Raw genomic sequence first — 12,492 nt, forward strand, 5'->3', positions numbered from 1 at the left:
TTTTTACGTCATAAACGAATATTATTATATTTGGCTTTTTTAATGTTCGTATTTAGAAAGGAAGTTTCCCTTGTTCCAATTAGAAAAAAATAACACAACAGTTAAGCGTGAAGTCTTTGCAGGGATTACAACATTCTTAACAATGGTATATATCATCATCATTAACCCAGCGATTTTAGCACAAGCTGGCGTTCCAAGTGATCAAGTATTTATTGCAACAATTATTTCAACTGTTATCGGTACATTATGGATGGGGCTTGTTGCCAACTATCCAATCGCAATCGCACCAGGTATGGGGTTAAATGCCTTCTTTACATTCTCTGTCGTGCTTGCATCAAAAGGCGAAATCAGCTATATGACGGCATTCGCTTCTGTCTTTGTAGCCGGTATTATTTTCGTTATTCTTTCATTAACACCGTTCCGTGAAAAATTAATCGATGCTATTCCAAACAACTTAAAATATTCAATTACAGCAGGTATCGGTTTATTTATCGCATTCTTAGGTCTTCGCTCTGCAGGCGTTATTATCGCAAGTAAAGACACGAACCTACTTACATTAGGTGACTTAACATCTCCTAGCGTCTTATTAACATTCTTTGGCTTATTATTTACCGTTATTTTAATGGTACGCCGTGTGCCGGGCGCGATTTTCGTCGGTATGCTCGTAACAGGTATTATCGCGTACTTCACAGGTATGTTACACATGCCAGAGAAAATTATTGCAGCACCACATTTACCAGAAGGTATTTTAATGTGGAACCCAATTGAAGTATTTGGTGAAATTATCGAATACAGCCTATATGGTGTTGTATTCTCATTCATCTTAGTTACATTATTTGATACAACAGGTACAATGGTCGGTGTCGCAAAACAAGCTGGCTTATTAAAAGAAGATGGCAAGTTGCCTCGTGCGCGTAAAGCATTATTAGGTGACTCAATCGCTACAACAGTTGGTGCAATGTTTGGTACAAGCCCAAATGCTGCGTTCGTTGAATCTTCTGCTGGTGTTGCTGCTGGTGGCCGTACGGGTCTTACAGCTGTAACCGTTGCTGTTTTATTCATCGTTGCCTCACTCTTCGGTCCATTAGTAGGTGCTGTTTCAGACGTTGCTGCTATTACGTCTCCTGTATTAGTTATCGTTGGTGCGTTAATGATTAGCTCAATTAAAGATGTTGACTGGTCATCAATGGACGAAACATTACCAGTATTCCTAGTAATGTTAATCATGCCTTTAACATCTAGTATTTCTACAGGTATCGCATTTGGTTTCATTGCCTACCCAATCTTAAAAATCGCAAAAGGTGAATGGAAAAAAGTTCACCCACTACTTTACTTATTCGCTATATTATTCATTGTCCAATTAGTATTTTTATAAGATATTAAACATTTAAAGAAGGATTCCTATTACAAAAACAGGAATCCTTCTTTTTTATGGTAATATGGAAAATAAAGGAGGTGTAGTAATGAAGAAAATTATACTGTTACTAGCGGTCATTTTAATTGCGGCTATTGCCTATAGCGTGTTTATGCCAAAAACCATCTCCTTTGAAAAAGATATTTTATCAGATATCAATTTTTCAAAAGTGAAGGTCTCTCATGTGCTAACAAATGACGATAAAATCAATACGGTATCTACAAAGCAGTCGGATACCATTCTTACGCTCTTAAAAATGGTAGAAGCAAAGAAAGTATTACGCAACCCGGATGTAACATCTGGTACATCCTTTAAACTTGGTGGCTCTGGTGGCTCTGAATTAGTTACTGTTTATAAAGAGGGCTACCTTAGTATTGGCAGTGACCCTGATACATATTATGAAATTGACCAAACGACTTGTGAGGCTTTAATCACCGCACTTAAACCATAAAAAAAGGAGGCACCCATATCCGGGCGTCTCCCTTTTTATTGTGCAGGATCTTGCTGCAAGCCTTCCTCGCGTGCTTCCTCCGCCTGCTCACTCACCTGTTCCATTTGTTTTCCTAGTTCTTCAACTTCTTCCATGTCATTCGCCATATTGCCACTTTCACGCTCTTTCATGCGACATTCCCCCTCAAACGTATTTACTTATCTATACCCATTTCAAGTATAAAAAAAGCCCCACAAATGCGAGGCTCTACCATTTTATTTAATCATATTTGGGAAATCACGTTGACGTAATGCTTCGAAAATAACGATTGCAGCGGTATTAGATAAGTTCATTGAACGAACATTTTCACTTTGTGGAATACGTAGGCACATATCCGTACGTTCAGCGATTAATTCGCGTGGAATACCGGTTGTTTCTTTACCAAACATGAAGTAAATGTCTTCTTCTACATTTGAATAATCAAACTCTGAATACATTTTCGTACCGAATGTTTCGATAAAGTAATGCATGCCACCTGCTGTTTTTTCAAAAAACTCTTCGACATTATCATAGTACGTAATGTCGACGCTTGACCAATAATCAAGGCCTGCACGTTTTAGCATTTTATCATCTGTTGAAAAGCCTAATGGACGAATTAAATGTAGGCTTACATTTGTAGCGGCACATGTACGTGCAATATTTCCTGTATTGGCAGGAATTTCTGGTTGGTATAATACAATATTTAAAGACATTTTTCTAACTTCCTTCTAATTTTTTAACAAAGTTAAGCCTTTGTCGATTTCATTTAACACATCTGGGTCTTGCTCAAGCTGTAATGCAGCCAGCAACACTTCTTCTGCTTCTGCTGCAGCAATTTTACCGATTGCCCAGGCTGCAGTTCCTCGAATCATCGGACGTTCATCTTTTGTTAATAGGTCAATGAGTTGTGGCATAGCATCTTCTTCCTTGAAATGCGCGAGTGCAATAATCGCATTACGCTGAATCGGCTTTTTGCCACGCCATGAGCCAGACATATGTCCAAACTGCGATTTAAATTCCTTATTCGTCATTGATAATAATGGTGCTAGAAGTGGCTTCGCAAGCTCTGGCTCTGGCTCAAAGGCCGCATGTAGCCAGTTTTTCTTGCCCTTATTTTTTGGACAAACTGTCTGACACGTATCACAGCCATAAATTCGATTTCCGATTTTCTCACGGAATTCATCTGGTAAAAAGCCCTTCGTTTGCGTCTGAAATGCGACGCAGCGATTGGAATCAAGCTGGCCGCCCTGCACGATAGCACCTGTTGGGCAGACATCGATGCACAGCGTACACTCACCGCATTGGTCCTCAATTGCTTCGTCTGGCGCAAAGGGAATATTCGTAATCATTTCACCGAGATAGACATACGAACCAAATTCTGGCGTGATAATCGAGCAGTTTTTACCGCTCCAACCAATCCCTGCGCGCTCTGCGACTGCACGGTCTACAAGCTCACCCGTATCGACCATCGAGCGAAATTTAATGCCTGGCACGCGCTCAACTAAAAAGCCTTCAATTTCCTTCAACTTCTCGCGTAAAACGGTATGATAATCTGTTCCCCATGAAGCGCGGCAAAAAATACCACGACGAGCGCCTTTTTTCCCTGTTGGTGCATTTTCCATACGGGATGGATACGCTACCGCAATCGCAATAATGCTCGCGGCTTCTTCTAGTAGTAACGTCGGCTCTGTACGTAACTCAATATTTTCTTCCTCAAAACCTGACTGATAGTTTAATTCCTGCTGTTGCTTCAGCAAATGCTTTAAATCGACGAACGGTGCAGCCGTCGTAAAACCAATTTTATCGACCCCAATGGATGCCGCAAAATCGCGTAGCTCCTGCTGTAATGTAAGTACATTCATTTCGTCGTGTACTCCTTCTATGTTACAATTTCATAAAATACGTGGAAAAAGGTGATCCGATGCATATTCATTTAGATTCTTCGTTAACGACAATTATTCCCGAATTTAAAATCGGCATTATACATTATACCAAAATTACAGCGGGAGAATCGCCTCAAATGATTCTCGGACGTACAAGATTATATCAGGAAAGCTTGTACTTTGACTTACAAGATGCCCCTGTGACAGAGCGCGCTGGTGTTAGTGAATGGCGAGACGTCTGGAAAAAACTTGGCGCAAGTCCTAGCCGCTATCGTCATTCGACAGAAGCAATGTTACGCCGCATTGCAAAAGGTGATTATTTACAACCAGTCAATTCAGTAGTGGATTTAAATAATTTCTTCTCGCTACAATATGAAATTCCTGTCGGTAGCTACGACGTGGCAAAATTAGACGGTGCTATTACGGTAGCACTAGGAACGAAAGAAACGGGCTATGACGCACTTAACGGCCGGTTCACGACACTTGATGCGATTGCTTACGCAAAAGATGCGACAGGAGCATTTGGTAGCCCATACGTCGATTCTGCACGTACTGCAGTGAATGAGCACGCAACGGACGTCTTACAAATCTTTTATTTACGTCCATCTATGTCGACAGAAGAGGCAGATAAGCTATTAACGGCGGCTGGACATATGTTTACGCAAATTAACGGTGGGGAATATGAAAAGACCGTTTTGGATGCGGACCATGCATCCACTACTGTATAGGGGGACTTAAAATGGCAAATATCACATTAGCAGAGGCAGTAAAATTGAAGAGTATTTTACGCAAACGTATTCAAGAGCTTGAGCTTGAAATGTATCGTGTTGCTTATACGAAAGTAGAAGGCGATGCGGCACCTGAAAAGCCAGCGCGCGCACTTGAAGTCGTTGATGCGGAGCTACTAGACGTACGTGCAGACAATCGTACACTTGACCGTTTAATTTATGAGGCGAACAGCTATCATACGATTAACTTTGACGGGAAGGCATTAAAGCTTGTAGAGGCGATTGAGCTCGCAACCCAGTTCCGAGCTCATGCTGAAATTTATAAAAATTTATCGCACGCTGAAAAACGTGAGCTTGATTATATGAGCGACGAACTTCCGATTTATACAGTGGCGTTATTTGACCCAGAGGAATACCGTGTGAAGGCACTAACTTTCGAGCGTAATGCTCATAAATTATCAAATTCAGTAAATGCGAAAAACTATCAAATCGAGCTTGATTTTGATGAGGATAAATATTTCTAATCTTCGATAAGGTGAGACTCCTTGTCGAGGCATTGTGACTGCTTTTCAAACCTTTCTAGGTGACTATGCAAACCAATAACTCTTTCCCAGTTACAACGTGACCAATGACCACTAACCAACCGAGGACATGGGCATGTTTACAATTTGTGTAATCTTTTCAGCAGTCCAATGAAAAAAAGGATGGCACTCCGCTTTGGAGTAGCCATCCTTTTTTATTAGAAGCGACGCACTGCGCATACTTCTTTATCTAACTTAGAACCTTCAAGTGCGAGAATTTCAACCGGCAGTCCTGTTGAGTGGGAATGAAGAATTTGACCATCTCCAAAGTAGAAAGCGACGTGACGCACCGGTTTTACACCTGGTTCATCTGAGAAGAAAACAACATCTCCTACTTGCCACTCAGAACGATCTAGGTGATTCACTTCCTTCCCCTCTTTCGCCTGCTCATCAGCATCGCGTGACATTAAAATACCGACAGAGCGCGCCATTTGATAAGTAAATCCTGAACAGTCATAGCCATATGAACTCATCCCACCCCATAAATACGGTAGGTCTAAAAATGCGAGACCATGCTGTACAGCTTGTGCCATCGTGCCAGGATTTCCCACTGCATTGGATGCCGTTACGGTCGATTGTGCTTTTAAAATTTGCTGCAGACCATGTGGCGTTTCAACGGTGAAATGCTTATCATCCTCTACGACATACGGTAGCATCGTATTAAATGACACGACAATGGTTGGCTTACCATGCTGCCAAAGCTGTGCGCGTGGTGCTGTTACGATGACATAGCGCTCACTCGTTTGCACCGTTGCCTCCTGTAGCTGTGCTACTGGAATATACCCTGGGTAGCCACGGTCATCCTTGTCACTCTTTTGATGTACGACACAAACTTTTGCCCAGCCATCCTGCTCCTCATCAATTAAAACGTATTCACCATATAGCACCTGTGATTGAATGCGATTCCCATCACATAAATCAAGACGCTCTGGCTTCGGTAATTTTTCTAGCCATTTATTTAATGTTTGTGGATTGGTTAATGCCTCTGCATCTAGTTCGCGGGCTTTACCTGGTGCTGTCCATAGTGTTGCGACGGGTACGTTGACGATTGCTAATGTTGACATGATTTGATTCCCCCAATTCCTAGTCCTGGTGCATCTGTAAAGGTCACTCGGCTACCATCGTATACGATGCCTCCATCGACCGTTTCTTCTTTTAACATAAGTGGTGCATCAAAGTCATAATATAAAATATTCGACTGACTTGCCGCAAAATGAGCAGCTGCGGTTACGCCAAGCTTCGTCTCAATCATACTACCGACCATGCAAGTCATATCATAGCTCTGTGCGAGTGCATTAATTTTTAGCGCCTCGTAAATGCCACCCGCTTTCATCAGCTTAATATTAAACATATCCGCTGCGCGTCCTTCGATAATGCGACGTGCGTCGTACAGTGAAAAAATACTCTCATCTGCCATAATTGGCGTCCGTGTATGATTTGTCACATAGGCTAAACCGTCGATGTCATGTGCAGGTACTGGCTGCTCGATTAATTCAATGCCAAGGTCTAAATCTTCCATGCGCCCAATAATACGGACAGCATCCTTCGCTGACCAGCCCTGATTGGCATCTAGGCGTAACACGACATCATCGGGTACAACTTTGCGAATCGCTTGAATACGACGAATATCATCCTCAGGGCTCCCAATACCGACTTTGATTTTTAACACATCAAAGCCATTTTCCACATAGCGCTGTGCATCGTCTGCCATTTCTGCTGGTTCATTGACACTCACCGTAAAATCCGTTTTTAATTCACTTCGCGCGCCACCTAAAAATTGATACAGTGGCATGTTCGCGGCTTTTCCTAGTAAATCATAAAGTGCCATATCCACTGCGGCCTTTGCACTCGTATTACGTACCATTGCTTTATGTAAAAGTTTAAATACATGATCGTGATAGCGTAAGTCTTGTCCGATTAATTGCGGCGCAAAAACTTCCTCAATTGCAAACTGAATGCTCGCCATTGAATCCCCTGTCACAACATGTGTTGGCGGTGCCTCGCCGTAGCCCTTCATGCCGTTATCAAGCGTCACCTCGACATAAATCGCCTCCGCTACCGTCACTGTTCGAAGTGCCGTTTTAAACGGCTTATTTAGCGGTACTGCTTTTTTAAATGTTTTAATTTGTTGAATAATCACGCGTCCATCCCCCTATCACATCTTTCTCTAAGGGTATCCTAATTTTTAGAATTTTACAAATTCATGACGTGAAAAAGAGGCTTGGACAAAACACTTTATTTTTCTTTTTTAGTGTTCGCAACGAAAAAACCGAAACCGCGCCCCAGCGCGATTCCGGTTTTTCTTATGCTCATAGGAGTATTTGTTTTACACGTATGTCAAAGCCTCTGTCATTATTCTACACCTGGTAAAACAGCTAAATACTTTTCATCCGCATCTAAAATAACATCGACACCTAGTGGTAAGCCAACATTTAGTGCATCATGGCCAATTTTAAAGCCGCTGACAACGGGTTTATTAATATGTGCAAAGTACTCATCAAAAAGCGCATCAACAGATGGTGAATCTTGATAATCGCGTGGCTCTGCTAATGTGAAGTCACCAATAATGATTCCGGCTGCTTGCTCTAGTTTACGCGATTGCTTTAATTGATTCAGTAACTCATCGATTTGCGCGGGCTCAAGGCCAATATCTTCAATTAATAGCACTTTACCCTTCGTATCAAGCTCAAACTTCGTGCCGATACCATTGACGATACGTGTTAAATTCCCACCAACAAGCTCACCGCGGACACGACCACCATGAATCGTTGTTAGCTTCGAAATATTTTTATCGTAGTAAATCTCTGCTGGTGCAAATAATTGCTTAAACATCATTTTAGTACGTTCTGGTAAGCCTTCATGACCAATGCTTGAAATCGTTGGACCATGAAATGTTACTAAATTACTTAACTGACCGATAGCTGTGTGTAAAAACGTGCTATCAGAGAAGCCCCAGAAAATTTTCGGATTTTCTTCTAATAGCATATAGTCGATTTTATCTGCGACACGCGCAGCCCCGTAGCCACCGCTTGCGCAGAAAATGGCTTTCACCTCTGGATCTTCAATCATTGCTTCAAAATCACGTGCACGATCACGGTCTGAACCCGCTAAATAATGCACATGCTTTTGTACGCTTTCTCCTAAAATATAACGTAAGCCAAGCTCCTCTAAATACTGTAGGCCACGCGTTAAATTATCCATATTAGGTGGTGATGACAAAGCGACGATTCCTACTAAATCGCCCTCTTGTAAATGTGCTGGTCTTGTTCTCATGAATGAAAACTCCTTTTATCGTTTACTTCCCTTTTAACTGTATCAAAAAAGCGACTTTCTGACACTTTTTTTCCTCTTAGTATTAAGCTATAGTTAAAAAAAGGAAATGGAGGATGACAAAATGAAGCCAATTATCGGTGTTACGATGCAACCTGCTAAAGGGACGCAGCAAATTAATAATCGCTATATTACATCTATTTTAGAAGCAGGCGGGATTCCGCTTTGTATTCCAAACAATACGCCTATTGACGACGTACTATCACGACTAGACGGGTTGCTTGTTATTGGTGGCGACGATATTCACCCGAAGTTTTTTAACGAGGATCCACTTCCTGGACTGGGTCATGTTGATGTAGCACGCGATAACAGCGATATTGCAGTAGTTCAGGCAGCCATCAAACATACGCTTCCTCTTCTCGCAATTTGTCGCGGGGAGCAAATTTTAAATATCGCGCTAGGTGGCACACTTTATCAAGATATTCCGCGTCAATTACCACAAGCCATTCAGCATAAACAAGCTGCCGGCCGTGCGACACAAATTCATTCCGTAAACATTGTAAGAGAGACAAAACTTTCAACAATTGTTGAAGCTGAATCGATTATGACCAATTCATTCCATCATCAGTCAGTAAAGGATGTTGCGTCTACCTTAACTATTAGCGCCACCACCAATGATCATGTCATTGAAGCTATTGAGCACGCAAATCATCCATTTTGCATTGGTGTACAATGGCATCCTGAAGAGCTTAATGATGAAGCTTCAAAACGCCTATTTACGGCTTTTGTGAATGCCTGTCATTAAAAAAAGAGGAAGTCGTATCAAATACGATTTCCTCTTTTTATTCGATTGATTTTACAACAACCTGTCCGCGATTTACCTTTGCTTCATAGATAGCTGCATCTGCCACACGAAATAGCTGATCAATTAATTGATAACGTCCTGCAGTATATGCGACCCCTATACTAACTGATAATGAAAACGTTTCAATATCGGCTACCTTAAAAGGTGTTTGCATCAGTTTTTTATGCAGCTCCTTAATATCTTCTTCCACCACTTCATAGCCATATGGAATAAGTCCAATAAACTCATCACCACCATAGCGCACAATTGAAATATCATGTTTAGGATTCCAACTTTTTAATCGATCGGCTACAAATTTAATCGCCTCATCACCTACCGCATGGCCATACGTACCATTGATTAATTTAAAACGGTCGATATCGAGTACAAACAATGTATAATTCTTTACTTGTTGTTGCTTCTTTAATAAATCTTCATAAAAATTACGATTTTGTACTTTTGTTAGTTGGTCGACATACAATTGAGATTCATAAAATTGACGTGAAAAATTTTGAATAATGGTTGTACGTTCACTACTATTTTCAAAATCATAATGTTCATTTAGTAAATCAATTAAAATCGATTGATATTTAATAACATCCTTATAGCGTTCATTTTCTTTTAATACGTCAATTACTAAGTTTAATTCAAACTTTATTGACATTAAATCCACAGTTTGAGCTAGTCCATCATCAAAATAAATAAGTGCTTGATCAATTGATCCCATACGCATTTCTAATAGCGCCTGGCATATTGGATACATAAAATAAAAGCTATCAACGATGATGTCGCGTTCTTTTAGCCATATTAAAATACGCTGGCATTCCTCATAATCTTTATTTAAATATAAAAGTTCAAACGAATAAATCCAAAACATATAGCGTGCCATTCGACTAATACTATTATTTTTTTCGTAAAGTGGACGCATTTGATAATATAAACGCAGCCCTTCCTGATATTCACCTGTATCTACAAAATGATACATTAAATTATTTGCAACAGCACATGTCAAATCAGTATATTGCTTTTGGGATACTTCCTGCAATAATTTTTTATATGCTTCTTGTGGCTGTCCTATACGATTATATGCATTGAAGATAATACAACTTAACTCATGCCGTTCTTTAATTTCTTCATAGCCATATTTTTCAATTAACGGATTAACTAAAATAATATATGGATATACCTCAGACATACGGCTCGTATTAATTAAAATACGCTCTAACCATACCATCGCAGATACATACATATCATAGTCCTCGTGTTGAAATGCGCTTTCAATAACTAAACGAAACAAAGGTTCTGCTATATGATAGTCTCCATCTTTAAAAGATTGTTGTGCTAATAAAAATTTACGCTGTTGCTCTTCAAGTGTAAATAATTTTTCCATTTAAAATCTCCTTACACACGACTTTTAACTTATATCTATTTTACCAAATTTTGGTCTCATCAAACCATTCATTTGGAATAGATACGAAAATATCGACAAAAAAAGACTCTAATCACAATGGATTAGAGTCTATATAAACCTTGATACCGGTGGTCGGGGTCGAACCGACACTCCTTACGGAACACGATTTTGAGTCGTGCGCGTCTGCCAATTCCGCCACACCGGCATATATAAAAGTTAAATTAAATAAAAAAATGGAGGCGGCAACCGGATTCGAACCGGTGGTAGAGGTGTTGCAGACCTGTGCCTTACCACTTGGCTATGCCGCCATCATTAAAAATATAAAATTGGAGCGGAAGACGAGGTTCGAACTCGCGACCCCCACCTTGGCAAGGTGATGTTCTACCACTGAACTACTTCCGCATATGGCTGGGGTACCAGGATTCGAACCTGGGCATGACGGAATCAAAATCCGTTGCCTTACCGCTTGGCTATACCCCAATAATGGGGCGACTGATGGGAATCGAACCCACGAATGCCGGAACCACAATCCGGTGTGTTAACCACTTCACCACAATCGCCATTACATTATATGTTTGTCTCGGTGACTGTCAAACAATCACCTAAACGTTATAGGTTTAATTAAATTGGCAGGGGCAGTAGGAATCGAACCCACACCAAAGGTTTTGGAGACCTCTATTCTACCGTTGAACTATGCCCCTATAAATGGTGGAGGGGGGCAGATTCGAACTGCCGAACCCGAAGGAGCGGATTTACAGTCCGCCGCGTTTAGCCTCTTCGCTACCCCTCCAAATATATGCCGGCGAAAGGAGTCGAACCCTCGACCTACTGATTACAAGTCAGTTGCTCTACCAACTGAGCTACACCGGCAAATGGTGGGTTTGGACGGAATCGAACCGCCGACACTTAGAGCTTCAATCTAATGCTCTACCAACTGAGCTACAAACCCACAATTAAATTTTTAAAATGGCGGTCCGGACGGGACTCGAACCCGCGACCTCCTGCGTGACAGGCAGGCATTCTAACCAGCTGAACTACCGGACCATTGGTTGCGGGGACAGGATTTGAACCTGCGACCTTCGGGTTATGAGCCCGACGAGCTACCACTGCTCCACCCCGCGATAATGATATTAATTTAAATGGTGGAGGATGACGGGATCGAACCGCCGACCCCCTGCTTGTAAGGCAGGTGCTCTCCCAGCTGAGCTAATCCTCCAAAATGGTGACCCCTACGGGATTCGAACCCGTGTTACCGCCGTGAAAGGGCGGTGTCTTAACCGCTTGACCAAGGGGCCATCAGAGAAATCTTTGAATTTCTATATATAAATAAGTTCTGAGTGTCGTGAAGAATATGGCGGAGAGTAAGGGATTTGAACCCTTGAGACAGGTGTACCCGCCTACACGATTTCCAATCGTGCTCCTTCGGCCACTCGGACAACTCTCCGAGATATCATAAAAATGGCTCCGCTGACAGGACTCGAACCTGTGACCCTCTGATTAACAGTCAGATGCTGCTACCAACTGAGCTACAGCGGAATAGTAAAAAAAGAATTACAGCCTAGCGACGTTCTACTCTCGCAGGGGGAAACCCCCAACTACCATCGACGCTAAAGAGCTTAACTTCTGTGTTCGGCATGGGAACAGGTGTGACCTCTTTGCCATCATCACTAGACTATTTTCTTTAAGAACAAAAATAATTATATCATTTAATAATAATAAGTCAACACTTTTTTATTATGATAAAATAATTGTTCTTTCAAAACTGGATAAACTGTGACATGAAAGTAATATTTGGTTAAGTCCTCGACCTATTAGTATTCGTCAACTCCGTACATCGCTGCACTTCCATCTCGAACCTATCTACCTGATCGTCTTTCAGGGGTCTTACTTAC

General features: G+C 41.4%; 12 protein-coding genes, 15 tRNA genes and 2 rRNA genes. 5 read left to right on the forward strand and 24 right to left on the reverse strand.

Translation table 11 applies throughout. From position 1 onward, the window contains the following. The first annotated feature begins 70 nt into the window (after positions 1 to 70). Entirely contained in the window at positions 71 to 1,375 is a 1,305-nt protein-coding gene (locus ACFSY7_RS01905; protein ID WP_380146609.1) for an NCS2 family permease, read from the forward strand. 88 nt (positions 1,376 to 1,463) lie between these two features. Continuing rightward, positions 1,464 to 1,865, forward strand: coding sequence for a hypothetical protein (locus ACFSY7_RS01910; protein ID WP_380146610.1), 402 nt, complete (start codon positions 1,464 to 1,466; stop codon positions 1,863 to 1,865). 35 nt (positions 1,866 to 1,900) lie between these two features. Here ACFSY7_RS01910 and ACFSY7_RS01915 read toward each other — a convergent pair whose 3' ends face one another. The 3 genes from ACFSY7_RS01915 to queG all read right to left on the reverse strand — a co-directional run bounded on the left by ACFSY7_RS01915 (position 1,901) and on the right by queG (position 3,745). Then, on the reverse strand, positions 1,901 to 2,035 hold the full coding sequence (locus tag ACFSY7_RS01915; protein ID WP_255411574.1) for a hypothetical protein: 135 nt from the start codon (positions 2,033 to 2,035) through the stop codon (positions 1,901 to 1,903). An 84-nt stretch (positions 2,036 to 2,119) separates the two neighbouring features. Then, the gene (trmL, locus tag ACFSY7_RS01920) at positions 2,120 to 2,596 is read right to left on the reverse strand and encodes a tRNA (uridine(34)/cytosine(34)/5-carboxymethylaminomethyluridine(34)-2'-O)-methyltransferase TrmL (RefSeq protein ID WP_126991188.1); all 477 of its coding nucleotides are present in this window, start codon (positions 2,594 to 2,596) and stop codon (positions 2,120 to 2,122) included. A 15-nt stretch (positions 2,597 to 2,611) separates the two neighbouring features. Further along, positions 2,612 to 3,745 carry a tRNA epoxyqueuosine(34) reductase QueG gene (gene queG, locus ACFSY7_RS01925; protein WP_380146611.1) on the reverse strand — a complete coding sequence of 378 codons (1,134 nt, stop codon included), beginning with the start codon at positions 3,743 to 3,745 and terminating at the stop codon, positions 2,612 to 2,614. A gap of 59 nt (positions 3,746 to 3,804) precedes the next feature. Here queG and ACFSY7_RS01930 point away from each other — a divergent pair, with 59 nt between their 5' ends. Next, the gene (locus ACFSY7_RS01930; RefSeq protein ID WP_126991186.1) at positions 3,805 to 4,494 is read left to right on the forward strand and encodes a B3/B4 domain-containing protein; all 690 of its coding nucleotides are present in this window, start codon (positions 3,805 to 3,807) and stop codon (positions 4,492 to 4,494) included. 11 nt (positions 4,495 to 4,505) lie between these two features. Further along, positions 4,506 to 5,018 (forward strand): hypothetical protein, encoded by a 513-nt coding sequence (locus tag ACFSY7_RS01935; RefSeq protein ID WP_126991185.1) that lies wholly within the window; start codon positions 4,506 to 4,508, stop codon positions 5,016 to 5,018. Between the two features lie 215 nt (positions 5,019 to 5,233). Here the strand turns inward: ACFSY7_RS01935 and ACFSY7_RS01940 are convergent, their stop codons facing one another. The 3 genes from ACFSY7_RS01940 to ACFSY7_RS01950 form a co-directional block, all read right to left on the reverse strand. Further along, positions 5,234 to 6,139 carry a C40 family peptidase gene (locus tag ACFSY7_RS01940; RefSeq protein ID WP_126991184.1) on the reverse strand — a complete coding sequence of 302 codons (906 nt, stop codon included), beginning with the start codon at positions 6,137 to 6,139 and terminating at the stop codon, positions 5,234 to 5,236. Beyond that, positions 6,127 to 7,215: a mandelate racemase/muconate lactonizing enzyme family protein gene (locus tag ACFSY7_RS01945; RefSeq protein WP_380146612.1), complete on the reverse strand. Its 1,089-nt coding sequence runs from the start codon at positions 7,213 to 7,215 to the stop codon at positions 6,127 to 6,129. Before ACFSY7_RS01945 ends, ACFSY7_RS01940 begins: the two co-directional genes overlap by 13 nt. A gap of 212 nt (positions 7,216 to 7,427) precedes the next feature. Continuing rightward, positions 7,428 to 8,348, reverse strand: a complete 921-nt coding sequence (locus ACFSY7_RS01950) for a S66 peptidase family protein (protein WP_380146613.1) — start codon at positions 8,346 to 8,348, stop codon at positions 7,428 to 7,430. Positions 8,349 to 8,469: 121 nt separating this feature from the next. Between ACFSY7_RS01950 and ACFSY7_RS01955 the strand changes: the two genes are divergently transcribed. Next, entirely contained in the window at positions 8,470 to 9,150 is a 681-nt protein-coding gene (locus tag ACFSY7_RS01955) for a gamma-glutamyl-gamma-aminobutyrate hydrolase family protein (RefSeq protein ID WP_380146614.1), read from the forward strand. Between the two features lie 37 nt (positions 9,151 to 9,187). Here the strand turns inward: ACFSY7_RS01955 and ACFSY7_RS01960 are convergent, their stop codons facing one another. The 18 genes from ACFSY7_RS01960 to ACFSY7_RS02045 all read right to left on the reverse strand — a co-directional run. Next, the gene (locus ACFSY7_RS01960; protein WP_380146615.1) at positions 9,188 to 10,579 is read right to left on the reverse strand and encodes a GGDEF domain-containing protein; all 1,392 of its coding nucleotides are present in this window, start codon (positions 10,577 to 10,579) and stop codon (positions 9,188 to 9,190) included. A gap of 144 nt (positions 10,580 to 10,723) precedes the next feature. Further along, positions 10,724 to 10,805, reverse strand: a tRNA-Leu gene (locus ACFSY7_RS01965). Positions 10,806 to 10,834: 29 nt separating this feature from the next. After that, a tRNA-Cys gene (locus tag ACFSY7_RS01970) sits at positions 10,835 to 10,908 on the reverse strand. A 19-nt stretch (positions 10,909 to 10,927) separates the two neighbouring features. Beyond that, a tRNA-Gly gene (locus tag ACFSY7_RS01975) sits at positions 10,928 to 11,002 on the reverse strand. Positions 11,003 to 11,005: 3 nt separating this feature from the next. After that, positions 11,006 to 11,080: transfer RNA gene (locus tag ACFSY7_RS01980), tRNA-Gln, on the reverse strand. A 4-nt stretch (positions 11,081 to 11,084) separates the two neighbouring features. Continuing rightward, positions 11,085 to 11,160: transfer RNA gene (locus ACFSY7_RS01985), tRNA-His, on the reverse strand. Between the two features lie 67 nt (positions 11,161 to 11,227). Further along, a tRNA-Trp gene (locus ACFSY7_RS01990) sits at positions 11,228 to 11,301 on the reverse strand. A gap of 5 nt (positions 11,302 to 11,306) precedes the next feature. After that, a tRNA-Tyr gene (locus ACFSY7_RS01995) sits at positions 11,307 to 11,390 on the reverse strand. Positions 11,391 to 11,397: 7 nt separating this feature from the next. Then, positions 11,398 to 11,470 (reverse strand) — tRNA-Thr (locus ACFSY7_RS02000). Positions 11,471 to 11,473: 3 nt separating this feature from the next. Then, positions 11,474 to 11,549, reverse strand: a tRNA-Phe gene (locus ACFSY7_RS02005). A gap of 18 nt (positions 11,550 to 11,567) precedes the next feature. After that, a tRNA-Asp gene (locus tag ACFSY7_RS02010) sits at positions 11,568 to 11,644 on the reverse strand. A 2-nt stretch (positions 11,645 to 11,646) separates the two neighbouring features. Continuing rightward, positions 11,647 to 11,721 (reverse strand) — tRNA-Met (locus ACFSY7_RS02015). Between the two features lie 19 nt (positions 11,722 to 11,740). Next, a tRNA-Val gene (locus ACFSY7_RS02020) sits at positions 11,741 to 11,816 on the reverse strand. Between the two features lie 4 nt (positions 11,817 to 11,820). Next, positions 11,821 to 11,895 (reverse strand) — tRNA-Glu (locus ACFSY7_RS02025). A gap of 57 nt (positions 11,896 to 11,952) precedes the next feature. Then, positions 11,953 to 12,044 (reverse strand) — tRNA-Ser (locus ACFSY7_RS02030). Between the two features lie 15 nt (positions 12,045 to 12,059). Beyond that, positions 12,060 to 12,136 (reverse strand) — tRNA-Asn (locus ACFSY7_RS02035). 20 nt (positions 12,137 to 12,156) lie between these two features. Next, positions 12,157 to 12,272, reverse strand: a 5S ribosomal RNA gene (gene rrf / locus ACFSY7_RS02040). 119 nt (positions 12,273 to 12,391) lie between these two features. Next, positions 12,392 to 12,492, reverse strand: a 23S ribosomal RNA gene (locus tag ACFSY7_RS02045); the annotation flags it as partial.

Origin of the sequence: Kurthia populi (assembly GCF_042686175.1) — a bacterium.
Taxonomy (GTDB): domain Bacteria; phylum Bacillota; class Bacilli; order Bacillales_A; family Planococcaceae; genus Kurthia; species Kurthia populi.